Genomic DNA, 25,500 nt, shown 5'->3' on the forward strand with positions numbered 1-25,500 from the left:
TCATTTTACTTTCTTTTCAACATTTTATAATACAGTAGTGGTACTACAATCAATGTAAGTACGGTAGAGGTTATTGTTCCTCCCATCAGCGAGATTGCCAGACCTTGAAATATAGGATCGAACAGAATTACAATAGCCCCCAGAACTACACCTCCTGCTGTCAAAACTATAGGCGTTGTACGTACAGCCCCTGCTTCGATAACAGCCTGTTTCAACGGGATGCCGTCTTTGAGCCGTATGTCGATAAAGTCGATAAGTAATACCGAATTTCGCACCATGATTCCGGCAAGAGCTATAAACCCAATCATTGACGGAGCACTAAAGTAAGCTCCCATAATCCAATGCCCGAATATGATACCAATCAAGGATAACGGTATAGCTGCCAATTGTACCAAGGGTGTAATAAAGTTTTGAAACCAAGCCACAATCAGCACATAGATAATGATCAGTACAAATAGAAAAGCCAGCCCCAAATCACGGAATACCTCATATGTTATCTGCCATTCGCCATCCCACTTTAAGGAAAAGTTGTCTTCATATTTTGGTTGCTCACTATATTCTTCCGACAAAGTATATCCTTCGGGAAGTTTTACCTGCGATAATCTATCAGACACTTCCGTAATAGGATATATCGGACTTTCCAAACTTCCTGCAACTTCGGTTAATATATACACTACACGCTTCTGATCTTTGCGATGAATACTCTTTTCTTTTTCTCCTTTTGTAACCTTCACTAAATCGCCTACAGGAATAGCCATTCCTTGTTGACTCACCACTTTTAGGCTTAATACATCTTCAATAGTAGATTTCTCTTTTTCAGGCAATTGAAGGATAATACCAACTTGATTGACAGACGCAGGTTGATGCAACACACCCACGGACATACCCGACAAAGCCGCTCTCATATTCTGAACCACTTGCGCATTCGGAATGCCCAATTTCATCGCTTTGTCTTTATCCACCTCAAATTTATATTCGGTCTGAGCATCTTCTACCGACCAATCCACATCGACTACATTGTCAGTTTGCGCCAACAGATCTTTCACCTGTTTGGCTACAGCTATTTGTTGTTCATAGTCAGGGCCATATACTTCGGCTGCAATGGTAGACATGACAGGAGGACCCGGAGGAACTTCCACCACTTTTACATTGGCATTGTATTTTTTACCGATAGCTTGCAAATCGGCACGCACTGATGTAGCTATATCATGACTCTGTTCACTACGTTCTCCTTTATCAACAAGGTTGACTTGTATATCGGCCACATTATCACCCATGCGCATATCATAATGGCGAACCAACCCGTTAAAGCTGATAGGAGCGGATGTTCCCACATAAGTTTGATAATTCGTTACCTTATCATTCCGACTGATATACACAGCTAATTCTTTAGCTACGGCGGCAGTACGTTCCAATGTCGTTCCCTCCGGCATATCTATCACTACTTGAAATTCATTCTTATTGTCGAAAGGCAACATTTTTACCGGAACAGATTTTGTATAAAACAACACAAACGATCCTAGTAAAACGACAGTTAAGCCAATCATAAATGTCCAGCGGCGTTTTCTGCTTTCCAAAAACGGTGTTACTATTTTAGCATATAATTTGTATATTTTCGTTTCGTGCAAATCTGTTTCTTTTTCTTCACTTTCGTGTTCTTCTCCTTTTTTATCTTTATGTCTTAAGAATAAATAGCCGAAATATGGAGTCAATGTCAGAGCTACCAGTAAAGAGAAAATCATGGCTATGGATGCACCTATAGGCATCGGACTCATATATGGACCCATCATTCCCGATACGAATGCCATGGGCAGTACGGCAGCGATAACAGTCAGCGTTGCCAAGATAGTCGGATTCCCTACCTCATTGATAGCATATAGCGCAGCTTGTAACGGTGGTAGTTTCTTCATCTTGAAGTGACGGTGCATATTTTCCGCAATCACAATGGAGTCATCCACAACAATACCTGTAACAAACACCAAAGCAAACAGTGTAATACGATTGAGTGTATATCCCAAGAAGTAATAAGCAAAAAGAGTCAGGGCAAACGTTACAGGCACGGAAAGAAATACTACCAATCCGCCACGCCAGCCCATTGCCAACATCACAAACAGGGTTACTACCACAATGGCAATAGACAAGTGAAAAAGCAATTCGGATACTTTATGTGATGCCGTTTCTCCGTAGTTACGGGTAACGTCAACATGTATATCATTAGTGATAACATCTTTTTTCAGATGCTCTACTTTGTTGATCACTACCTCTGCCAGCTTCATGGCGTCTGCACCTTTTTTCTTAGCAATGGAAATAGTTACGGCAGAATAGTCATCGGGCATATCCGCTTTTTTATCGCCCGACGCAGCACCATATCCAAACGAAACATATTGTTTAGGGACTTCGGGGCCGTCTTCTACTTCTGCGATTTGATACAGATAGACCGGTTGATTATCATTTGTTCCGACAATCAGATTTTTCACTTCTTCCACATTGGTAAAAAAATTGCCTGTTTGCACTGAATAAACCATATCGCCTGTTACGATATTTCCGCTTTGCATTTGGGCATTGTTCGCTTGTAGAGTTTGGGTTATAGCTCCAAAGTCTAGTTTACTCTGTGCCATTTTATCCTTATCGAGCATGACCTTTACCTGACGGCTCTGTCCTCCTACAACATTGACTTGTGCTACATCCGGTATTTTCTTTATTTCGTTGCCAACCACTTCTGCTACCTGACGTATCTGATAATCGCCCATCTTATCACTCCAAAGAGTGAAAGCTAATGCAGGAACATCGTCTATGGCTCGCGATTTCACCAAAGGCATAGTTGCGCCTTGTGGCATACGATCCATATTCTTCATCATCTCATTGTAGAGCTTAACCAACGAACGCTCGACATCTTCACCCACAAAGAATTGTACAGTAAGCATACCCATACCATTCATAGAGGTAGAATATACATGCTCTACCCCTTTGATATTCGAAATGATCTTTTCGATAGGTTGTATTACTCCCGATTCTACTTCCTGAGGTGTTGCCCCGGGATAACCAATCATAATATCCGCCATAGGGACTTCTATTTGAGGCTCTTCTTCGCGCGGAATGAAATATATGCTGAACAGTCCTAAGAGCATAAAGGCAAACATGAGCAGGATACTCAATTTTGACTTGATAAACGCTCCGGCTATTTTTCCTGAAATTCCGTTTTCCATAATTTTACTTATTTACAGATACTTTTACTCCGTTATATAATTTGCCTTCGGCTTTAGATACAATTCTGTCATTTTGGCTCAAGCCGGAAAGTACTTCTACCTGATTGCCGATTGTCTTACCTAAACGTATCCAGCGAAGATTAGCTTGATTCTGATCGTCTATTACATATACTCCTGTCAGTTGGTCACGATAAACAATTGAGTTTTTATCCAACATAATTTTAGAAGAGATATCCTCTCCTGTTTTATTCGGTATCAAAATATTGACATACATGCCGGAGCGGATATTAGTTTTATCTTTTGCGTCGATAGCTAACTTCATCGAATATTGTCCCCCTGTACGGAATGCCGACGGACTAAGCTCCGATACTTTTCCATCAATAGTTGTGCCTAATGATTTCAACTCTATTTTGACAACATCTCCTATTTTGACATACGGTATATAGTTTTCGGGAATGGATGCTACGATTTGTAATTCGCCACTCTGCTCAATCGTCAGAATAGGCATTCCCGGGTTTGTCATACTGCCTTCGTCCAGCATTTTTTGTGTTACCACTCCCGAGAATGGTGCGCGTATATTGGTGTAGGAAAGCATTGCATTTATTTCGTTCATCTGCTGGCGAGCCATCTGCACTTTCGCATTCATCGATGTGTTTTGCAAAGACACATCTTCGAGTTCCTTGTCTGATACACTGTTTTGGCTGCGCAGTGTTTTGAAACGCTCATAATCACGCTGCGCATTCTTTGACGCGGCTTCAGCTTCGGTAATCATAGCCTGTACCTGTGCTTTTTTTGCCAGAATATCATCGCTGCTAATAGATACGAGGAGTTGCCCTGACGCTACTTTGTCGCCTGGTTTCACATATATTTTGGTTATATAACCCATCATACGAGTGCTGATATTGGCCGTTTGCTTGGCTGTGACCTCACCACTAAGATAAAAGCCTTCGTTAGATGACTGAGTTGGAGTGTAAACTTCGACTTTCACTATGGTTCTATCTTTATCCTCGGGCTTGTTGGATGAAGAGCAGGAATAGAAAGCCGAGATACCTACTATTACTAAAAATACATTTCTTAAAGTTTTCATATCTATTTATAGGTTTTGTTTATTATTTCGTCTTTGATAAAAAATTGAGGTATGCCTCTGTGATATTATATGACATGATGGACTGTGATAGCAGGAGTTTCTGTTGCGAAAGTTGCGCTTGAGCCATCAACAGGTCAGTGGTGCTGGCTAAACCTTCATGATGGCGATTGGTTAGAATACGTAAGGCTTCGTCGGCTTGCCCTACACTTGTATTTTGCTTGTTTATCTCTATTTGCAAATCGGTCAGATCTCGCTTAGTTTTATTTAGCTCCAGTTCTTCTTTTTTGATGTGCAGATTGAGCTCTTCTTGCATTTTATCACGTTGAAATTGTGCAGACTTCATCTTACTCCGATTCTGATTGCCGGAAAATATTGTCCAGCTTAGATTTATACCTACCAAATAAGAATCATTACGGAATTTGAAGGCTTTAGAATCATTCAGTCCATACGAACCGAAAGCATTGATACGTGGCAGGAATGCCATTTGTGACGATTTTACCATCATATCAGTTGCATTCACAGCCTTGTTTAACGCCATTATATCGGAACGAAAAGATGAAAGTTCAGCGGCTTGATACAGGCTCATCTGTTGGGACAAGGAATCTGTTGTATACACTTCATCGTTAGCATCCTGTCCCATCAAAAGCCGTAGCCCGTCGGAAGCATTATGTATATTACTTTCAGCTTTTGCCAGGGCTGCCTCAATCGTATTCACCTGTACCTGAGCATTCAACACATCCGATTTTTGAACTAATCCTTGATTATAAAAATTGGAAACTGATTGATGTATTTGTTTCACATCATCTAATGATTTTTGAAGAATGTTTCGAGCCTGATACGACATTTGTAATTGAGTATATGCTTTTCGCACTTCAAACTCAATATATTCTTTAGTTCGTTCGACCTTATGTCTATAGACTTCTTCGTTAGCTTTTGCCCCTTTCCGTGCATAAATCATGTCCATATTCAGCAATGGTAGCTTAGCCTCTACCTGCGTACTGTAATTTTGGCTGGCTCCCGGATTGTTTAGCTTGGCAGGATCGAAATCCATAGCTGTAACAGATTCTTGTTGTAGCAAAAAGCCAAATGCATTCAATGGATTATTGGTACTTAAAGCAGTATACCCTACCGTAATTTGAGGAAGGAATACGGCATCTGTTTGATGATAATTTGCATTCGCTACTTTGCCATCTAAATCGGACATTTTCACATTACTGTTATTTTTCACTGCTATTTCTACAGCTTTATCAACGGTGATGTATGGTGAATTTTGCGCCTGGATAGAGAAGCCAAGCCAAATCACACTTAATGTAATAATTATCGCTCTTTTCATTTTTATCATGTTCTTTATTATCGTTTATTTTATTTTCCATTGGAAATATACAGCAAAGGAAAATAATATTTTCCAAAGAAACAAATTTCCACAGGAAAATATAGTAAAATATTATTTATTGCATTATTACGAACATATGTTCATAATAATATTATCTTTGAATGTTTTAAAACCGCAATCAAATAATATTTATGGCTCGAATAAAGAAAAAGAGACTAGTCCAGATGGCTCCTTGTTTTGGAGGATTCAAGCCATTCGGAGTACTTAACGAAAAACGTAGTAAAGTCATGATAAATATTGAAGAATACGAGGCTCTCAAGTTATGTGACTATGAACATTTGACTCAAGCAGAAGCGGCAGAATTAATGAATATCTCACGCCCTACATTTACCCGTATTTATGAAAGTGTTCGATCTAAAATTGCACGGGCATTCATTGAAGGCTTACCGATTACTTATGAGGGAGGAGATAGCTTGATTGCAGAATGGTACACGTGTGATAAATGCGAAATTATATTTACTCTAAAAAATATAGGTGGAAAGAGCTGTCCCCTTTGCAAGAGTAAAGAGATTACATTAAATAAATTTGAGTAAATGATTATTGCGATTTCAACAGATAAAAAAGACGATTTGGATCAGCCGGTTTCGGAAAACTTTGGACGAAGCCAATGCTTCTGTTTGTATAATGCGGATACAGAAGAGGTGATATTTATCGAGAATATAGCAGGGGCGGGAAAACAGAATGCGGGAATAAAAACTATAAATTTCTTACTTGAACTAAATGTTGATACTGTCCTATCAGGTCGTTTTGGTACTATAACGACTGTTTTATTAAGAGAAAAAAACATCCAGATAATCATTCCACAGAGAACAAAAATAGTAAGTGAAATTATCAATCAATTAAAAAATCAAAAGTTATGAAAATTGCAATACCAACAAGAGCGAATGCTGTTGATAATCATTTCGGACATTGTGAATCCTATTCTATATTTACCATCGGAGAGAATAAAAATATAGAAAGTACCGAGACGTTAGCTTCTCCTCAGGGATGTGGCTGCAAAAGTAATATCGCCTCGGTCCTACAAGACAAGGATGTAACAATTATGCTTGCCGGTAATATGGGAACAGGCGCATTAAATATCCTAACAAAACATGGGATAAAAGTATATCGTGGATGTTCCGGAAATGTAACAGGGCTAATCAATGACTTCTTAGACGGTAAAGTGACTGATTCGGGAGAGGGGTGTAATCATCATGAGGAAGGCCATCAGTGTGAACATCACTGATACAAGGATGCAAAGAAAGTGTTAGTCTGCCGATAAGCAGACTAACACTTTTTATCAGTAAATAATTAGTTGAGACCATGTTATTCCGCTAATATCAGTAAGGGTCAGTTTGTATTCACCCTTTTCTAAGGCATGAAGACGCTCATCATCTATAGTCAATACGGCTTTGCTACCTAAAGGTATTACCAAACTGTGTTTTCCCGGAGTAACTTTTGCAACGTAATAATTGCTGATGTTCGTCTCGGGAAACATCGATAATTCTGATCCACTTTTATTAATAACAATATTACCCTCTTTATCCTTCAGTTCAATGCCAATCAGGAAAGAACCGTATACATCTGCTCCTTCTACCCTGAATATCGTAAAGGATAATCCCTTGTTTGTCAAGCTAGCATCTGATATCTCTACAATGGGTTTAACCGACTTGTTGTGAAGATTCCCCCATACTCCATTATGAAAATATTGGTTTGTGAACAAGGTCATAAAGAATATAACGATTGTTCCCGAAATTGCTATTCGTTGTATTGTTTTCATATTTAAAGGAAGGGACCCAGATCCAATCCAAGAAAACAACTTTAGTCTAGACTCCGGCATCTTTTTGAGTAAACAATTATCAATTGAATATTTCCCTCCACCAGTGAAAAACAGTGCAAATCCTGTGGATATACCCAATATTCCGATTTGCCACTCATCCAGACATGTTGTTCCCAACCAACCCGAGCCAAGTAAAATACCTGTTGCTAAAGCCAATACTCCAACGCTCATTAGCCGGGTCATTAGCCCGAGCATAATGAACAGTCCGACAATTGCTTCTATAATAGTAAAGATAACCATCGCCCACCAAAGAGTATCGGGATTAGATACTAGATATTCTATCATAGGTTTTATTCCTAGAGCATTTGGCAGGAAGTGGTTAAATTTTTCTCCGATATATCCCGAAACGTCGGGATTTAACTTGTTTTCAAGAATCAATCGTCGCCAAAAAGCAGAGAAGTAAGTCCACCCGACAACCAATCGTAGTGCTAGCGTGAAAGTCCCTGAAAGACTATATAGTTGAGATAATTCTTTATGATTCTTTTGCATAAGAAAGTTGTTTAATTGTTAAATACTCGAATAAATGAGAAACCCAATAAAATAAATTTCATTTTATTGGTAATTTTAAAACATATTTTCGGGATTTAAATAATTAACTTTCGAAAGAGGAGAAAAATAGGAACCTCTTTGTATCTACTAAGGTTGAAATAGCCAATGTGGGAAATGACTGAAGTGTTTGAATCAGAAGAGGGACTATCTGAATCTTTTCGTAAAAATTGAACTTTAATATTAAAATATTGTTTTCTTTTTTGCGATTCTTTATCCTTAGTTAATACAGCTAGGCATACTTTGGAAGATTTGTAATTGTCAGTTTGAGCAGATGTATTCACCGGAATGTCCAATAATAATCTAACTTCCTGTTTAAGTGGGCAAGAAAGGCTTATGAGGATTGCCAATGGCAATAGAGCCAAATATGTGATAATACTTTTATACATCAACTCGAAAACTTGTACAAATAGAAAGTAAAACAAAGACGAAGCAACAATGTTTGTTTATTTTGTTTATTTTAAGATTCCGTATTCCTCTTTAATTACTTCGGAGTGTCTCCTATATAGCTTTGAAAATTATAATTTGAATGTATATTTAGAATATGACTGTCTGCCATTTATAAACAAATGTCTATCCTTAGTTATTTTATTCTATCCCATAAATCCTAATTAGTAATTATCAATAGTTACCTCATTATTTTTTCTATAAGTTAAAGATGCTTCTTTCATATATGACCTAATCTTATGATAAGTAAGGATATTTATCTATTCTGAGATCACTACAAATATATTATCACTTTCTTTTTGATTCAATAAGGCATTACTTATATATATCCTACGATATAATTTGAGTTAAATGTTTGTTTTAGAGAATACGATAATTGCTAATCTTTGTATGTCTAAAATTGTAAAATATTATTTATATGAAAAAAAAGAAAATTCTTTTAAATAAGAATTCGGTGTTAATAGCTTTTCGGAAAACCCTCGAAATGAAAAAGCTGAGTGGTCGATATCACACGGTTGCGAACTATGTGAGCTTTATTAATAAATTAAATCTGTATCTTGGGAAACAAAGCGAATCTTTTTCTCTAGATGAGCTAAACAAAGGGTGGGTTGAATCATATATTGAATGGCTACATGAAAGACATCCGGATAAACCCCAAACTGTAGATTTCTATTTTAGAGGACTCCGCTCCTTATTTAACGCTACAATTAAGACCAAAGAATATGCCGATCTTAATATTATAAATCCATTTATTGGATTGTATGTGAAGAAAGGATTAACGCCTAAAAGAGCACTTTCCGTAAAAATGTTGTCGAAACTGCTAAATCCGGAATTAGGTTCATCTCTAACCGATAGTCAAAGAGAATCCTTAGATATATTATTAGTGAGTCTATATTGCCGGGGGATGGTCTTTCATGACATATATAACCTCAGCTGGGATATGATTAACGATTTCTGGCAAATTGAATACCGCCGAAGTAAAACCGGACAGTCTATTCGTTTGACTGTTCCAAAAGAGGCACAAGAAATTATGTTACGATATAAAAAAAACAATAATTTGTATATCTTTCCTTTTCTTAGAGAAAAAAATAATAAAACTGTATTATGTGAGAAATCGGCATTAAGACGAATCAATCGGCATGCTTTAATTATTGGTCAAATGCTTCATCTCCCGGGTAAATTAACTACTTATGTTATGCGGCATAGTTGGGCCACATTAATGCTGGAAGCCGGAAAATCGGTTGAGATTATTAGCCAATGCATGGGGCATACATCAATAAGAACAACACAAATATATTTATCGTCTATTTCAACGACAAAAGTAGATCGGGAAGTAAATGATATGTTGAATCGTTTTGTTCGATTGGATAAGAAAAGAAAAGGAAAATATCAAAAAGACTTTTGCACTTCGGTAGTCCCATAAGACTCTTTCTTTGTGGGAAAGAGTTTTCCAACTGTGTCTTAAATATTTGCAGCAAAGATAATTATATTTTTTTAAGATTCAATAATTATTGTCGATATTTATTAAATATCAATTATTTCTATATTGGATTGTAGTATATGAAACTATATTTTGATCATAGCTTACATTTTTCCACACTCAATTTTGCCTGACAATAAGGTAATAAAATAATATAACACATTCTTAGACAAATTTATAAGTTTTATATTCTCTGAATGTAAAACTTCACTATAAACAGAATACACAATTAAGATTAAGAAGTCTCTTTCCCACAAAGAAAGAGACTTCTTGCTGTAAAACACTTTAACAATTGAACTTAAAGATGAATTTCAGCAATCAATTAAACAAGGTCTACGTCGTCATTTTAATCTTTATTTTTTGTAACCAGCAAGCTCGGAGCCAAGAGGTTGCAATAAAGACTAATCTGGCTTATTGGGCTACTACAACACCTAATTTGGGGATGGAGTTTGCTTTGGGCAAAAAGAGTACACTTGAAATCAGCGGAGGTTTCAATCCTTTTGAATTCTCAGATAATAAGAGGTTCAAGCATTGGCTCGTCCAACCGGAATATCGTTGGTGGTTCTGTGAAACCTTTAACGGACATTTTCTTGGAGTGCACGCACATGGTGCACAATTTAATGTAGGAGGGTGGGATATTCCTATCGGTAGACTGGATGTCTTTAAAGATAAACGCTATGAAGGTTATCTCTATGGTGGAGGCCTTAGTTATGGCTATCAATGGGTGTTGAGTAATCGTTGGAACTTCGAGTTCAATATCGGAGCGGGATATGCCCGCATTCATTATAATGAATACCCATGCAAAGATTGCGGAACTAAGCAGGATGAAGGTAATTATAATTATTGGGGTGTGACAAAAGCTGAACTCTCATTTATTTACATAATAAAATAGGACACAATGAACAATAATATAATGAAAGCAATACTGATCGTAATCTTCTTAGGCTTTATAATACCTCTTCGTTCCCAGATGATACAATCAGGAGATTTTAAGGTTTCTTCCGAGCATATCAGTAAGGAAAGTAATCATATATCTATTTCGATGATTTTTGATTTGGATGGGATGATCGTTAAACGAAATGAAATGGTTATTTTAACTCCTGTTCTTAAATCAAATGAACCTAATGGAGAGATATTATCACTTGCACCAGTAGTTATAACCGGAACTCTGCGTAATAAAATTATTAACCGTAAACAGATTCTGGGAAACGGTGATCAACTCCCTTTTGAAACAGAACCACAGACCATCTTAAAACGTAAAAACAACACATCCCAGTCAGTAAATTATAATACATCCGTGGCTTATAGACAATGGATGGATAATGCCTCGCTTACAGTTCAAAAAGCTGTATCCGGATGCGCTAACTGTTATGATGAGTCAGACAGGCAATTAATCGTTCAAAATATTTTGCCAAAGCGAGATCCGGCATCTTACAAATTGACATTTATCATCCCGGAAGTGGAACCTGTGAAAGCACGCAGTGACCGTCACACGGCGACTTTCAACTATCATGTTGATCGCTATGAACTGTTAAGGGATTACAGGAATAATAGAGTTCAATTTGATGAAGTAGACAGGGTTATTGGGGATATAAGAGATAACCAAGATCTTGAAATAACCGAATTCACCATTGCCGGATATGCCTCTCCCGAAGGCAGCTTTGAACATAACCGCATACTGGCGCAAAACAGGGCTAATTCCTTTGCTCATTACCTGGTCTCCAAATTTGGTGTCTCGCACGACAAATTTACGGTTGAAGGCAAAGGAGAAGACTGGGAAGGTCTGCGTAAAGCCATTTCTGTTTCATTCCTGGCAGACAAACAAAATATTCTGAATATAATTGACAAGGTTCAGAATCCCGATGTGCGGGATATTGAACTGTTGAAACTTTCAAACGGAGATACCTACAAAACACTGCTTAATAATTATTATCCTCTATTGAGACGTACAGAATATACAGTAGCCTACGTGGTACGTGCCTTTAATGTGGAAGAAGCCAGAGAAGTGATAAAGAAAAATCCAAAACTTCTCAGCCTAAACGAAATGTACCTGGTGGCAGAAAGTTACCCATCGAACAGCAAAGAGTTTCGTGACGTCTTTGATATCGCAGTCAGATTATACCCTGAGAGCGAAATTGCTATTATTAATTCCGCAGCCGCAGATATTGAAAGCAAAAATTATGACACAGCCATTGAACGGCTAAAAAGAATAGAAGAGAAACCGACTGTGTGGAATAATCTTGGTGTGGCTTATATATTAAAAGGTGATATGGAAAAAGCTTTAGGGTATTTCAATAAATCAGCAGATAACGGAGATAAAGATGCAAGTGCCAATCTGGAAATTATTAATAGAATCCTCAAATAAAAATAATATACAATACTGATAAACCGCATTATTCACAAAACAAACAAAAATAGATTTTTAATTTTTAATCGATAAAAAAATGAAAGTAACCAAATTATTTTTAACTGCTGCAATCGCATTAAGTTTGGGATTGACAGCATGTAGCAATGACGATGATATATCATCGGGCGGAGAAAAAGAAGGTAACACGAATGTGAGTGTTACCTTGAAGATGTCCCAGAATTCAGGGTTGAGGGCAACAAAAGCTCTGCCTGAAGATTACAACAATATCGGGGAATGGGCTGGAAAAGACGATATAAAAACTGTAGCTGTTTATCTCATAGACGGATCATCGGTTACCTCAAAATCACTTGAAGTCGGTGCCAGTGGCTCAGGGAAAGATTATGAAAAAATCATAAACGGTAGTGACATAACACTGGTTCCTAAAACACAAAATGCTGCAATTAAGACTACAGCCGGAGCCAAGAAAGTATATGTTCTGGTAAACGGAACAACAGAAGTAGTAAATGCGTTGGCTAAAACGCCGGTGGCTGAGTTTGAAAATGCTTACACCCAGGCGGCGTTGTATCTGGCTAACTCGGGTGCCCAAACATTTACCAATACTTCTGCGGATAAACTAGCAGTCAAAAATGGGACGACAGATGAAACAATCGTCATGACCAATGTTGAGCCTAAAACAATAAATGTGGAAGCCAATGTAACAGATACCGAAACGTTGGCTACAACCTCACCTAAAAACCGTGTTAGCCTGGAAGTGGAAAGAGCTGTCGCCCGGGTTATGGTTTCGACTCAGGCTTTGAGCTACACCGTGCCTTCAGCGGGAGGTTCACCCCTGGGTGTAATATCCGATATCAACTGGGTACTGGCACAAGGTGAAAGTTCATTGTTTATCCAACGCAAAGCAGATTGGGTTACACCTAGCTATTCATGGGTTCCCGTTTCAGATGCTGACTTTTGGGGAACCGATATTACAGGTAGCTCTTCTAGATACGATTATTCGGGTTTGTTTGAAAACTATGACTCTGCTAACCAGTTCGGAGGAACTGCCGTTAAAACAATGACTGACTATGCAACCGATCCTTACGGACAAGTAACTGCAGAGTTGAATGCCGAACTGTCAGGTAAATTTATCCTGCCAAACACACACGCTTATGCTGCAGGTGCTACTTCCAGCTATAAAAAAGGGAATACAGCCTATGTGCTTATCCGTGCTAAATTCACACCTGCGGCTGCAGCATTTGCAGACGGTGAAACGTATACTCCAAATAACGACTTCTTCGTGGGTGAAAACGGTAAGTTTTATACTACCGCGGAAAATGCACAGAATACAGCTAAAGGCGGTGCCGCAAATCAAAAAGTCGCCAGATACGTAAAAGGTAAAGTTCTGTATTATGCATGGGTAAATCCAGATGAAGTTCCGGCATGGTATAATTCTCCGGTTATAAGAAATAACGTATACCATATCCACATTACAGGATTCAGAAATCTGGGAACAAACTGGAACCCGTTATTTCCTGAAGATCCGAATAATCCTAAAGGTTCTGAAGACCCTTCTAATCCGGGAACGAACCTACCTCTAAATCCGGATCCGAAACCAAGTGTGCCGGGATACGAAGAACCGGAGAATCCGATTAAACCGACTGATCCGTTAACTACTCCTGAAACGTGGATGAGCGTGGATGTGAAAGTTCTTCCTTGGACGCTTCACTCGTATTCTGTATCTCCGGGGATTTAATCCTCAAAAATAAAAAACAATAACTTCGGTAGGGAGCCGTATTTCCCTACCGATTATTCAAATCAAACATTAAATTAATAAAAAGTACAAGGGATGAAGAATTTACGAATCTGGATAATAATGGTATTGTTCGCGACAGGGGCTCTTTTCTGGGGTTGCGATTCCCTTATCTACGATGACCTGAAAGATTGCCCTCAGGGTGTTTATGTAAAATTCTACTCCAAGACCCCATGTGCGGACGATTCCCTGTTTATCGGGAACGTGTCCTCACTTACCGTATTTGCATTCGACCAGGAAGGCAAACTTTCAACTACAATACAACAGCAAAACGTAAACCTGAGCCGTGACTTTGAAGTGCTTGTACCAGTCTCCAATGGGAACTATTCCTTTATAGCATGGGCAGGGATAAATGATAAATTCAACAAGAACACATTTTCTCCCGGGGTAACCACAAAAGAGGATGTGATGATGACTATTAACTCAACAAATAATATAGCGACCACTCTTACTTCTACAGAACATATATGGCATGGTGAAAGCCCAGTCGTTTTTTTACCCAATCCGGAAGAATACGGCTCGTTATATAAACATACTGCTATAAATTTAAAAGAGCTAACCAACAGGATCAAAATTATTATTGAGTTTGATAAGGTAACCATGAAAGAATATGATCCTACAAAACTCAATGTGGATGTTTCTTCAGCCAATGGTACGGTACGTATAAACGGTACGATGCCTATGAATACTCCGGTACTGACCTATCCGTCGATAGAGACCAAACTGGAAGGAAATACAGGTGAATGGAATTATGCCATGCTGGACCTTACTACCGGCTACAGCAACAAACTGAATATTACCTATACAGGAAACGATAAGGAAGAAACCGTCTTTGACGGTGACCTGATTGCCAGCATCCTGTTAAGGGCTGTAGACAAGGGTGTAAACCTCGACTGTGAAAATGACTTTACAATCAAATTCCTGATCAAGGATTATTGTGCCGAGTGCTGGACTCACTTCAGTTGCGCCATTTATGTGAACAACTGGCTTGTTCATAGCTATAGCACTGATTTATAAATTTAAGCCTGCCGGGCTTGAATAATCCAAACGATTATGATATTAAAAATACGATATATACTCTTACTCTGTCTGCCGGTTCTGCTTGTGGCTTGTGACTCTTTTATCTATGAAAATCAGGATGAAACAGACAAGACAACCAAAGGACAGGAGGTATACTTATCTGTAACCAGGGTGCAGGCAGCCGATACGGAAACAATCAATGAAGATGCAGCAGATTATGAAGATCGCGTACACGATCTGGCCTTGCTGGTCTTCGATTCATCGACCGGAGAAAAGATCTCTGAATATTTCGATGAAGCAATACCCTTTACAGATAAGGAAAAAACCTTTACCTTAAAGTTGACCACAGGACAACGTGATTTTTATTTTGTGGCCAATATGCCGATGGCAGCATTGAAGATGATAGCCACAAAGTCATTGATGGACAGTTACATGTCTGCTTTCCGCGATATGGAAACAGACCTGTATCTTTCAGCCGCAGAAAGTAAGGGCTTTCCGATGTCCAGAACATATCTGAACCAAACAGTAAGTGAAGGCGGAAACATCTACCAGCCGAAGCCTTTCCGACCTGTTGTGAACGGGACAGAAGAAAACCGGGTGAAGTTAATCCGTGCTGTCGCCAAACTCGAAGTCGTAATAGAGGGGGCATCTATAGGTTCCGGTGTCAAGAACATTTATTATAAAAATGCATATCGTCAGTTCGGGCTCATACCTGATATGTATCCTGCAACTATAGGGTATTATGAAGATAAGCTGTTAAAAAAAGTGGGTAATTCATATCTGTACTATATGCCGGAAGCCATGATGATGAATACAAATCCTGTCTGGTCAGTATCAGATCATAAACCGGTCAACTACTTCAGGATTGAAACCCTTGACGGAAAATTCTACGACATACCTGTCATTACAGACGACCGCACCATCACCGACACGGATTATCTGGCCTTTGCCACCGGTCAAAATACGGATAAGCCCGACTATAACATCTACAGAAACAGGCATTACTACTATGTTATCAAAAAATTGCAAACGATAGAAATCATTTATACCATCGATCCATGGACAGTTAAAAAAAGTGCAACTTACATGGGTTACGGGTATAATGTGAACGTTGACAATGACGGGAATGTAATGATCAGTAATACGATAGAAGTTTGTGATCCGCATCATGTTACGCTGAAAGCTATAAACGGATGTACTTTCTCAGACGCTGCATTGACTAAAGAATTTATAAAGACAAGCCCTACTGACAAAGAGGATTATACACTGACAAATATTCCTCAATCCGGGAATTATCTGGAAGTATATTACAATGGGATTCTGGTGAAGACATTCAGTAAATAAAAGAATATGAAAATATATATATACATAATAGGCTTCTTAAGTCTGCTGTTCACCGGTTGTTCAGGTGATGACAACCCTGTGGCAGGCAGTACGGATAATGAAAAAATAATACTCTCTTTTCAAATAAACAGTTTCGTTAAAGGGAGTCTGAAAGCAGCTACTGACAATGGCTCTGCCACTGAACAGACAATTGATAACCTGTATGTGTTTTTATTTCCTACATCAGGGGCACAGACATTTAAATCTTATTACATACCATCGGCTAGTTTTTCCGGCGGTTCATGGAACAATACAGATAACAAAGTATTACTCAACCTTACACAGGCAGAAGCTGGTAGCAGAGATGTATATGTTGTAGCCAACTGTACCGGAATAAAAACATCACTTGATGGAGTCTCTACCGTAACAGGGTTACAATCGGTTTTACAGTCAAACAGCACGCCTTGGTCTACGACACTAACGACTCCTATCTTGATGTCGGGCAATAAGACACACAATTTTAATTCGAATTACCAGCTTAGCAGTATTCCCCTGATTCGGGCTATTGCAAAAGTACAGCTCAACATAAGTTTGACAGCAAAGCATCAGGGAAAACCACTGTCTGGGGAAGGCACTACACAATATAAATACAGGCTTATCGATTTCGATAAGAACACCTATGTACTGAAACAGATATTGAAAACCGATAATCTGGTCAGCTCACTCGCTTGGATAAACTGGAACGATGCTATAACATCCTATACCCTTGATGGCAATGGGAAAGTAACAAACCTAACCCTGATAACTTACCTCAACGAACGGGATAATGCAGGAACAAGCATAGATCTTAGTTTGCCTTATTTTGACGGGGGATTCCTGCCGCCACCCGAATTTGGGGACGAGACCTACAAATTGCAACTGCCAGCAAAAATAGAGCGCAATAACTGGTATGTGTACGATGTGGAGATTTAGACGGAAGTTATAGAATTAAATATTCACAATAAATGTGATAAACAAAACGAATATGAAATTTGATATAGACATGATACTTAAAAGTACATACAGTACATGCAAGTTAAGAATATTTTTAGTTCTTACTTGTTTTCTTTTTACAGACCTTCTCTCAAGTATTCATAATACAATAAATGCCGCAGAGCCACTTAAAAGCACTACAGATATTAAATTGAGATCATTGATTACAGGGCTAAAGCCAGATGTTTATCTTACAGATGGAAAGTGTGCGATGTATGGCAACTCCGCCCCTTTAGTGTTATATGTGGATGCAAATGACATATCCTCTCTTTATAGTAAAAGAAAGGAGTTCTCTTCAGTAGAGCTTATTCAGATACGTTTGCAATCCACTGATGATGAACGGATGGAAATAGACTGTTCCCGCTTAGAAGCTTTCACCTCATTAGAATATATCCTTTTTGTTTATGAATATCCTGTCTGCGACGATAATGAAAACGAGGAATGTCTGAACGTTAAAGTTTCGGAAGCAGTGATTAATAATACTGTAGAAACAGAAGAATATATACAAGTCTTCTACCAATTATGTATTCCTCAGTAAACGAAAAAATGAAGAATATGAAAAAACTATATCATCATAAAAATAGAGTGGGCTGGAAATGGATTCTATTATTTCTATTTATAGGGATAACTTCTTCCTTCCAGGATATAGGGGCACAGGTGAGAGTCCCATTCACTCAGCGAACATCAACTTACAGTCCTGATACAAAAGTATATAATATCAAGGGAGACTTTACAATGATAGGTAATACGAATCTCACGTTACGAAATTATAGTGATAATGGCAGTAATAATGCTAATATGGACTATGTAGATGTAGATGGTGACCCTAATACTTTAAACTCATCTTCAGCCACCCTTACTTTTTCTACAGAAGGTGGTGTGGCAGATCCGAATTGTTCTAATATTATATATGCAGGACTCTACTGGACGGGCAGGGCACATAATGGTACAAGCCCTAATGCGTTTACAATCGGAGGTTCAACTGAAGATCAATCTAATGCTGATAGTTTTAACGGCTATTTCTTGTCTATCACTGCCACCGATGAATCTCAGGGTTCAGGCACATCAGATGGTCGTATTGCGATCTATACTTTTACTCCTTCCGGGGGAGGAAATACAGTTGTTTTTCGCTTCCGTTCCTGGAACTCGGGAAACTCCTATCAAGGTTCAGTAACAGTTCAGATCGGTAACGGAACAGAAACTGCACTCTCTGGAGATTTGACAAGTACGTCTAGTAACAACTATTCCTTTACCTTTAATACTCCTTACGGCATAAGTTCCGGCAGCCAGACTATTTTTCTCAATTCATTGAGAAAAAGTAGAACAAATAACAATATTAATAACAATTACCTAGCAAGTGTAACATCCGGTGCAAAATTATTGAATAAGCGACAGGTAAAACTGAAAAAAGCCGGAGGAAGCTATCAGACCGTTACAGCGAACGCCAACGATATCTATTATCCAATGGCAGACGACGGATACATGTATTCAGCTTATGCAGAGGTAACTGATTATGTTAAGGCAAATGGATTAGGTGAATATTTTGTAGCTGATATTGCTTTACAGGAAGGTAACGGAGGTGGAACCGGATTTTATGGTGGTTGGGGATTGGTCGTAGTTTATGAAAACTCCAAGATGAAATGGCGCGATGTAACTCTTTTTGACGGTCATGCTTATGTCGCAGGAGGGAATTATACATATGAACTACCGGTTTCCGGTTTTAACACTGTTCAGCAGGGTCCTGTGGATGTAAAATTAGGATTAATGGCTGGCGAAGGAGATGTTGGTATTTCTGGAGACCAGTTTAAGATAAGAAATGCAGCCAATAGTAATTGGGTCAATCTCTCCCATGGAGACAATACAACAAATAACTTCTTTAATTCATCAATATATACAGGGGGAAATGCACGTAATCCTAATTTAAAAAACAACACGGGATTAGACATTTCTATGTTTACACTCAATAATGATGATAAATCTTTGATGAGTAATAATCAGACTTCCACTCGTTTTGAGTATAACTCTACACAAGATACATATATTATTTTCTGTATTGCTATGGCAGTGGATGCTTATATACCGGAAGTACAAAGTGAGAATAATGTGATATCTGTAAATGATATTCCATACGTCCCGGGAGAATCATCGACAACCGTATATCCTAACGATGAGATTGAATATACTGTATTTCTTAAGAACTTGGGAACAGAAGCAGTAAAGAATGGTAAGATTATTATACCTGTTCCATTCACAACCACTTATATGAGTTCTTACGCTGAATATTTTTGGCAAGGTAATCCTTCTATGTCGGGGACAGTAACCTATGATCCGGCTCTCGGAGGAACCGGCTCCATTATATGGAATATAGGTAATATTCCTTTGCCTGTAGATAAAGACGAAGTATTAGCTAAGTTAACCTATCGATTGAAAGTTACGAATGATTGCTTTATTCTCAACAACGCATCTTGTATAACGGTTTCTGTAGATGGGACTACTACTGGAACAGGAGTGACCTCTGGAGTATCATTTACAAATAATAAATTTATTACTGGATTTATAAAAGATGGATCCTGCGATGGACAGCCTATATATGAACCTGTAAACTTCAATATAGATGCAACTGATTACTTAGCTACAAGTTGTACGGTCCCGGAGGGAGAAGATCCTGATTATTATACTCGCAGAAAGTTTAAATATTGTGGGTTGTCTGCTGGGGGAACTATTCCCTTTACAGATGTTTCACCCAATTTTCCCAAAGGCTCAAAATTTTATAGTAAAGTCAATAAAGATGTCGCAACTGGTATTGTAACTCCCACTGACGATGCTATACAATATACTTCAGCGACAGGTTTCCCTGTAGGAACTTTTGGTGAATCTTCTATTTATTATGCTATTCCTCCAGGAATGTATATAACCTGTTACTGGGAGTTTATAATTATTGTGGACCAATATTGCAGTAATTATTGGCATGGAACAGAAAGTACCAATTGGGCAATAGCCAATAACTGGACAGCTAAGAAAGTGCCTGATACTGGAGAAGACATTGAATTTGCGACTGCTGTTAATAATAGTAATAATCCGGCTCAAAGAGATTTATATCTAGACAAAGACCGTATTATAGGTGATCTGATTAATAATTCGAATGTAGATTTAGTTATCACTACTCAAAATCAGCTAACTATCAATGGTACTGTAAAAGACGACAATTCCAATAAGGGTACTATCGTTATAAAATCAGATCCAGATAAGGCTACGGGAACGTTAATATTCACGAATCCTCCCAATAATACAACAGTAAATGCCATTGTCGAATTTTATAATAAAGCTTATGAATGCGCGACTTGCGGATTTTATAAAAAACAATGGCAATATTTTGGTATTCCGGTACAATCCACAGATTTTCCTTACTTGGATCCGAAAGTTGAAACTATAAACGAGTGGGTTGAGCCTTATATTTATAGCAATAAATGGCGTCCGGCTCCATATACTCCGGATCTAAGCTTAAAAGCTTTCAAAGGTTATGAAATTACAAATAATACCAACGCTGAGCCGACTCATATATATCGTTTTCCTGGTATACTCAATGTCGGTGATGCAACTGTGGGTGTTACCCGGACACTTAATGTAGACTATTCGGGGATGAATCTCATTGCTAATTCATTTACAGCAGCCATACCCATAACATCTGCGGCTATCAGTCATGAAAGTGTGGAACTAGAATCGAATACCGTTTATCTGTTTAATATCGGAACCCGAGACCAATGGCGCAAGCTTAACGGAGGAAGTGCAGACGGAATTGCGGCAGGACAATATCAGGCTGTTCCATTCAATCTTGCCGGACAAGCTGGAATACCGGACAGGATATTATCCATGCATACATTTATGTTGGATGTAACAACTCCTGGTAATATTACACTTAAATATGACCAACTGGTAAAAAATGACTTGAATGAATCTACAATAAAACCATGGAAATCGGCACAGCTCAGAAGTAGTTCATCATCAGAGTTACCACATGTTATAGTAGATGTGATTAGTAATGAATCGGCTGATAGAGTGTGGCTTTTCGAGAATCATAATACAACTACAGGATTTGATAACGGCTGGGACGGTTACAAGATAAAAGAAGGGGAACTTATTCAAGCATATATTCCGGGAAGTGACCAGTCTGACTATCAGATAGCCACAGTTCCAGATATGAATGGAACTGTAATCAGTATCAGATCCGAAGCTATGACAAATTATTCAATCAGTCTGTCGGTATCCCCTGAAGTTGAATCCCGTAATCTTTTCCTTAGAGATTTATTTACCGGACGAAATTATCCTGTTGTAAACGATGCGGAATATGTAATCGCAGGATTTAATACTTCAAAATCTGATCGATTCAAAATAATGGCATCTACTTCAGGTATTATTGAGGACAAGACAGAATCTTCCTTAATAAATATTTACGTAAGAAATAATATTATAACGATAAATAATCAAAGCGAGGAAGATTGTACAGCTATAGTTTACGATTTGATGGGTAAACTTGTTATGAAAAAACAAGTTCGAAAAAACGGAATTACTGAGTTTTCTGGTAGCCCATCAATTAGACAAGGGATTTACATAGTGAAAGTTCTTGGAGAGAACAATTCTATCAACAAAACAGACCGTGTTTTATTAAGATAGAAAATAAAAATGCTGCCGATTAGTATTGGCAGTAGTGTAGTTTTGTAAAGTTTGTGAACCGTGTGAGATGCGATATTTCGCGCGGTTTTTTTAAGAAAAAACAGTCAAATAAAATTAAAATATGCTACCGATTGAGATAGGTAGTTATGTAAAGTTTGTGTTAAGGATGATCCGCGTGAGATGTGATATTTCGCGCGGTTTATAAATTATACCGATAAAATGAACATAAGGTGTAATGAATAATTTCTAACCATATGTTTGTAATATATGATCTTAGAGTAAAGTGTTTAAGAGAATGGAATAAGAAGAAATAATGAAAAAATAACTTAAATGATTAAAAGGTTTTTCAAAAGATACGATTGGGTAAAAATTGCAGGCATATTGACAATAATAAGTATAGATATCCTCATTATTCTATTTATTTCTTCTTTGTTTTCTACCTGCACAGGAAATTGAATGTACATATAAGTAAAGGATATATAAAGGAGTATACAATATAAAAATTAAACATATCTAATACATGGAACGATACGCTAAGCGGATAATAAGAAACTTACAGAACCAGATAATTAAAGGGACTTATAACCCTCAGGAAGGTTTAGTTTACGGATTAAGTGATTCCCCTTTTGGGGATATTTATTGTATATATCGACTGGAGAAAGATATACTGACATGTTTTACACTTTTCGAACCTGAAGTATCCGACAAAGTAGAGAGAGAGGTTCTAGCCTATCTCGAAGGATTAAATAAAGAACCCGGAGGTGGATGTTTTTATATAGACAATATTTTATCCCGGATTACTTTTGCTGTGGATTATGAGATCTCCAGGGGAACTGATACTCCTTCATTTGACAGTTTCTGCACATTGGGCTTCTATCGCTTTAAGAAGGACAGACAGATATTATACTGGATGCTGACAGGAAAAATGGCCAAGAATCCGGATGTGAAATTGCGTAGATACTAATATATATAGCTGAGAGAAAAAATATAGATAATATCAGGAATTGATCATGGACTTTTTCTCAACGGATACGATCTTATCGATTCTATTTCTATCGGACGTTATCAGTCTGCAAATATTTAAGACTTATCTTTTTCTAAAAATAAAAACATGAAAATAAGCGAATTAATAACAGATTTACAGAAACAGCAGGATTTATGCGGAGACCATGAAATTAAAGTCCGGACCCATCACTCCGGGGTAAGATATAGTATTGATTATATAACGTATTGGACAAAAGAAAAGGAATATCATATTGGTATTGAAAGAAATGTGGAGCCGAGCCGCTCCTATAAATAAACGATAAAAAGAGATGTGCTAATGACCTTTTCTTAACAGGCTGACACTTGTCTCAGAGGATCTGGCTTGACCAGTCAAATGAAATTTGGGAAGTTAAATATTATATCTATATAGAGTCAAGAATTTCTCTTATTCCAATCAATACGACAAATAGGGAATTACATATTATCTAGAGAATATTATTGATGACACACATTATTAAAATAGAGAGACCTAAAATATGAGTAAGATAAAGATGTATGCAGTCATATCTCTTGATGGCTATATAGCTCAAGTAAACGGGGATATAGATTTCTCGGAAAAGTACATAAAGCAATATGATTATGGATTCAAAGATTTTCTTCGAACAATTGATTGTGTTCTTTTCAGTCATCGCCATTATACGATGATTCAATGTTATAATTATCGTTGGAAATACGAAAATCTTCCTTGCTATGTTATATCCAGGCATTTTTTTGAAGCCCCACCGAAAAGGGATATCCGTATTATCCTTGATAACAGGAAATCATCCAGATCCTATATGAACCAGGTACAGGAGATCATTTCCTATGGGGGCGGTGATATCTGGCTTGCAGGAGATCATGAATTAATTGCCGAATTTTCAGAACAGGAATTGATAGATGAATTTACCCTTATAATAATTCCGGTAACTCTGGGGCATGGTTTTCCCTTGTCCATGGGAAATGCGAAAGAAAACTATTGGGAGTTATCATCACAACAAGCTTACCCGAATGGTGTAATACGTCTTAAGTATCAGAGGAACATTAAATAATGTAGAATATGAGATAAATATCGAACTTCCTTGGGATATACAAAATACTCTAAAATTATTCATAGGCCAATATTTTATAAAGTATACAAGATAATAGCTGTTACATATGATTATTTATGCTATTATCTCTTTATAAAACTTTGGACATAATAAGTCTATATGATAGTGATTGAAAACGGTTAGCCTAAAAAATAAGCAGGTTTATAGCATGATATAGCACTTATAATTTTCAGAGAAAGAAAGCTATCGTCGAATAAGAAACAGAAAGCTGAGTAAATATGGTATTGCCACCTGTTTGCTTTTAATAATAATCTAAAAAAAAGAGTGATATGAAAAGATTAATAAACACACAGTTATTATGCCTGCTGAAGAAAATGGATGGAACATTCAATCTTGGCAAATATGATATTGAATCAGCGTATGAAGACTTCGTACATAAAGTCACGACTCTTTGTACCTCAGAGAAAGAAAGTATTCCTGCTTATTTTACAATACATTATACCCGCTTAGAATTGGAAGGATTCCAGATATCATTAAGCGATAAGGGGGCGGGAAAAAAAATGCTCCAATTCTAAGTTGCATAGCCCATAGTTTATCCTTCCTTAATGCTGCTTTGCAATGGATAGAGTATAATCCAAAACCTGTTTCTTCCGATACAAATAACACAACAGAGCCTTCTTCCTCCGGCTATTATATCTGGGGAGGGACAATCACAGATCTAATAGAACTGGCAATAGCGATTTATAATATTAAACTGATTCGTAAAGCATCCGGTAAACTAATCAGTTTTTCTGAAATCATACAAGGCCTGAAGCTTATTTTCAATGTCAAGATTCCAAAAAATATTTACAGCCGCAAAACTCGCACAATGGAACGTAAAAAAAATCCTTCCTCTATGTTAGAGCGACTGCTTGCCGTTTATAAGAATGAAGTAGACAAATTCTATAAGTAAAACACTAAGTTTAATAATCAATATGTTACAAACTAAATGGTGGTATCTGCGGTGGTAGATACCACTTTTATTGTTTTCGTTTCCGCTAAACTTGCAGAAGAAATTAAAACAAGCAAGTAGATGAACGACGATAACAACCTAAAAGATTTTATGCAGGCGTGGTTCGAACAATTTATGGGACGTTTCGACCGATTGGATAAATTTATGGATATAATGAGCGGACGACATAACGTACTGAACGGCGAACGGCTTTTAGACAATCAAGACCTGTGCCAAATGCTGAACGTAAGCAAAC

Annotated in this window: 20 protein-coding genes and 1 pseudogene; 17 read left to right on the top strand and 4 right to left on the bottom strand. The window is 37.7% G+C overall.

Annotation, left to right across the window (positions count from 1 at the left end; genetic code table 11):
- Positions 1–5 precede the first annotated feature (5 nt).
- The 3 genes from QOX35_RS08580 to QOX35_RS08590 are packed head-to-tail and all read right to left on the bottom strand — an operon-like array spanning position 6 to position 5,626.
- Positions 6–3,206 carry an efflux RND transporter permease subunit gene (locus tag QOX35_RS08580; protein WP_183308899.1) on the bottom strand — a complete coding sequence of 1,067 codons (3,201 nt, stop codon included), beginning with the start codon at positions 3,204–3,206 and terminating at the stop codon, positions 6–8.
- 4 nt (positions 3,207–3,210) lie between these two features.
- Positions 3,211–4,293: an efflux RND transporter periplasmic adaptor subunit gene (locus QOX35_RS08585; RefSeq protein WP_283686573.1), complete on the bottom strand. Its 1,083-nt coding sequence runs from the start codon at positions 4,291–4,293 to the stop codon at positions 3,211–3,213.
- Positions 4,294–4,315: 22 nt separating this feature from the next.
- Entirely contained in the window at positions 4,316–5,626 is a 1,311-nt protein-coding gene (locus tag QOX35_RS08590) for a TolC family protein (protein WP_026625785.1), read from the bottom strand.
- 191 nt (positions 5,627–5,817) lie between these two features.
- On the opposite strand from QOX35_RS08590, the gene QOX35_RS08595 reads away from it, so the two are divergent.
- From QOX35_RS08595 to QOX35_RS08605, 3 genes are read left to right on the top strand one after another with little or no spacing between them, the layout of a single operon-like run.
- Positions 5,818–6,219: a DUF134 domain-containing protein gene (locus QOX35_RS08595; protein ID WP_026625784.1), complete on the top strand. Its 402-nt coding sequence runs from the start codon at positions 5,818–5,820 to the stop codon at positions 6,217–6,219.
- Positions 6,220–6,546 (top strand): NifB/NifX family molybdenum-iron cluster-binding protein, encoded by a 327-nt coding sequence (locus tag QOX35_RS08600; RefSeq protein WP_026625783.1) that lies wholly within the window; start codon positions 6,220–6,222, stop codon positions 6,544–6,546. It abuts the gene before it with no gap.
- Positions 6,543–6,911, top strand: coding sequence for a NifB/NifX family molybdenum-iron cluster-binding protein (locus tag QOX35_RS08605; protein ID WP_026625782.1), 369 nt, complete (start codon positions 6,543–6,545; stop codon positions 6,909–6,911). The genes QOX35_RS08600 and QOX35_RS08605 overlap by 4 nt, the downstream gene beginning before the upstream one ends.
- A 54-nt stretch (positions 6,912–6,965) precedes the next feature.
- Here the strand turns inward: QOX35_RS08605 and QOX35_RS08610 are convergent, their stop codons facing one another.
- Positions 6,966–7,994, bottom strand: a complete 1,029-nt coding sequence (locus tag QOX35_RS08610) for a TQO small subunit DoxD (RefSeq protein WP_026625781.1) — start codon at positions 7,992–7,994, stop codon at positions 6,966–6,968.
- Positions 7,995–8,916: 922 nt separating this feature from the next.
- Between QOX35_RS08610 and QOX35_RS08615 the strand changes: the two genes are divergently transcribed.
- The 14 genes and pseudogenes from QOX35_RS08615 to QOX35_RS08680 all read left to right on the top strand — a co-directional run.
- A complete protein-coding gene (locus QOX35_RS08615; protein WP_026625779.1) occupies positions 8,917–9,921 on the top strand; it encodes a tyrosine-type recombinase/integrase in 1,005 nt (334 codons plus the stop codon).
- A 361-nt stretch (positions 9,922–10,282) separates the two neighbouring features.
- Positions 10,283–10,870, top strand: coding sequence for a DUF3575 domain-containing protein (locus QOX35_RS08620; protein ID WP_026625778.1), 588 nt, complete (start codon positions 10,283–10,285; stop codon positions 10,868–10,870).
- Between the two features lie 6 nt (positions 10,871–10,876).
- Complete coding sequence (locus QOX35_RS08625; protein WP_183308901.1) at positions 10,877–12,343, top strand: OmpA family protein; 1,467 nt, start codon at positions 10,877–10,879, stop codon at positions 12,341–12,343.
- A gap of 79 nt (positions 12,344–12,422) precedes the next feature.
- Positions 12,423–14,078 carry an Mfa1 family fimbria major subunit gene (locus QOX35_RS08630; RefSeq protein WP_026625776.1) on the top strand — a complete coding sequence of 552 codons (1,656 nt, stop codon included), beginning with the start codon at positions 12,423–12,425 and terminating at the stop codon, positions 14,076–14,078.
- Positions 14,079–14,171: 93 nt separating this feature from the next.
- Complete coding sequence (locus tag QOX35_RS08635; RefSeq protein WP_026625775.1) at positions 14,172–15,152, top strand: FimB/Mfa2 family fimbrial subunit; 981 nt, start codon at positions 14,172–14,174, stop codon at positions 15,150–15,152.
- Positions 15,153–15,188: 36 nt separating this feature from the next.
- Entirely contained in the window at positions 15,189–16,499 is a 1,311-nt protein-coding gene (locus tag QOX35_RS08640) for a fimbrial protein (protein ID WP_183308902.1), read from the top strand.
- A 6-nt stretch (positions 16,500–16,505) separates the two neighbouring features.
- Positions 16,506–17,450 (top strand): fimbrial protein, encoded by a 945-nt coding sequence (locus QOX35_RS08645; protein WP_183308903.1) that lies wholly within the window; start codon positions 16,506–16,508, stop codon positions 17,448–17,450.
- A 52-nt stretch (positions 17,451–17,502) separates the two neighbouring features.
- Positions 17,503–18,048: a hypothetical protein gene (locus QOX35_RS08650; protein ID WP_183308904.1), complete on the top strand. Its 546-nt coding sequence runs from the start codon at positions 17,503–17,505 to the stop codon at positions 18,046–18,048.
- 17 nt (positions 18,049–18,065) lie between these two features.
- Positions 18,066–22,181, top strand: coding sequence for a T9SS type A sorting domain-containing protein (locus QOX35_RS08655; protein ID WP_246348129.1), 4,116 nt, complete (start codon positions 18,066–18,068; stop codon positions 22,179–22,181).
- 520 nt (positions 22,182–22,701) lie between these two features.
- Positions 22,702–23,145, top strand: coding sequence for a hypothetical protein (locus QOX35_RS08660; protein WP_026625771.1), 444 nt, complete (start codon positions 22,702–22,704; stop codon positions 23,143–23,145).
- A gap of 556 nt (positions 23,146–23,701) precedes the next feature.
- Positions 23,702–24,253 (top strand): dihydrofolate reductase family protein, encoded by a 552-nt coding sequence (locus tag QOX35_RS08665; RefSeq protein ID WP_006844214.1) that lies wholly within the window; start codon positions 23,702–23,704, stop codon positions 24,251–24,253.
- Between the two features lie 329 nt (positions 24,254–24,582).
- A complete protein-coding gene (locus QOX35_RS08670; RefSeq protein ID WP_183308905.1) occupies positions 24,583–24,828 on the top strand; it encodes a hypothetical protein in 246 nt (81 codons plus the stop codon).
- A 38-nt stretch (positions 24,829–24,866) separates the two neighbouring features.
- Entirely contained in the window at positions 24,867–25,205 is a 339-nt protein-coding gene (locus tag QOX35_RS08675; protein WP_006844213.1) for an RteC domain-containing protein, read from the top strand.
- Between the two features lie 120 nt (positions 25,206–25,325).
- A pseudogene (locus QOX35_RS08680) lies at positions 25,326–25,500 on the top strand (helix-turn-helix domain-containing protein); the annotation flags it as partial.

It is taken from the genome of Dysgonomonas sp. Marseille-Q5470, from assembly GCF_951230145.1.
GTDB lineage: Bacteria > Bacteroidota > Bacteroidia > Bacteroidales > Dysgonomonadaceae > Dysgonomonas.

Coding starts and splice junctions, on each gene's coding strand:
- QOX35_RS08585 (WP_283686573.1), bottom strand. CDS start 4,293: ATGAAAACTTTAAGAAATGTATTTTTAGTAATAGTAGGTATCTCGGCT.
- QOX35_RS08595 (WP_026625784.1), top strand. CDS start 5,818: ATGGCTCGAATAAAGAAAAAGAGACTAGTCCAGATGGCTCCTTGTTTT.
- QOX35_RS08670 (WP_183308905.1), top strand. CDS start 24,583: ATGAAAAGATTAATAAACACACAGTTATTATGCCTGCTGAAGAAAATG.
- QOX35_RS08640 (WP_183308902.1), top strand. CDS start 15,189: ATGATATTAAAAATACGATATATACTCTTACTCTGTCTGCCGGTTCTG.
- QOX35_RS08660 (WP_026625771.1), top strand. CDS start 22,702: ATGGAACGATACGCTAAGCGGATAATAAGAAACTTACAGAACCAGATA.
- QOX35_RS08650 (WP_183308904.1), top strand. CDS start 17,503: ATGAAATTTGATATAGACATGATACTTAAAAGTACATACAGTACATGC.
- QOX35_RS08645 (WP_183308903.1), top strand. CDS start 16,506: ATGAAAATATATATATACATAATAGGCTTCTTAAGTCTGCTGTTCACC.
- QOX35_RS08605 (WP_026625782.1), top strand. CDS start 6,543: ATGAAAATTGCAATACCAACAAGAGCGAATGCTGTTGATAATCATTTC.
- QOX35_RS08615 (WP_026625779.1), top strand. CDS start 8,917: ATGAAAAAAAAGAAAATTCTTTTAAATAAGAATTCGGTGTTAATAGCT.
- QOX35_RS08625 (WP_183308901.1), top strand. CDS start 10,877: ATGAACAATAATATAATGAAAGCAATACTGATCGTAATCTTCTTAGGC.
- QOX35_RS08635 (WP_026625775.1), top strand. CDS start 14,172: ATGAAGAATTTACGAATCTGGATAATAATGGTATTGTTCGCGACAGGG.
- QOX35_RS08600 (WP_026625783.1), top strand. CDS start 6,220: ATGATTATTGCGATTTCAACAGATAAAAAAGACGATTTGGATCAGCCG.
- QOX35_RS08610 (WP_026625781.1), bottom strand. CDS start 7,994: ATGCAAAAGAATCATAAAGAATTATCTCAACTATATAGTCTTTCAGGG.
- QOX35_RS08620 (WP_026625778.1), top strand. CDS start 10,283: ATGAATTTCAGCAATCAATTAAACAAGGTCTACGTCGTCATTTTAATC.
- QOX35_RS08655 (WP_246348129.1), top strand. CDS start 18,066: ATGAAAAAACTATATCATCATAAAAATAGAGTGGGCTGGAAATGGATT.
- QOX35_RS08665 (WP_006844214.1), top strand. CDS start 23,702: ATGAGTAAGATAAAGATGTATGCAGTCATATCTCTTGATGGCTATATA.
- QOX35_RS08590 (WP_026625785.1), bottom strand. CDS start 5,626: ATGAAAAGAGCGATAATTATTACATTAAGTGTGATTTGGCTTGGCTTC.
- QOX35_RS08580 (WP_183308899.1), bottom strand. CDS start 3,206: ATGGAAAACGGAATTTCAGGAAAAATAGCCGGAGCGTTTATCAAGTCA.
- QOX35_RS08630 (WP_026625776.1), top strand. CDS start 12,423: ATGAAAGTAACCAAATTATTTTTAACTGCTGCAATCGCATTAAGTTTG.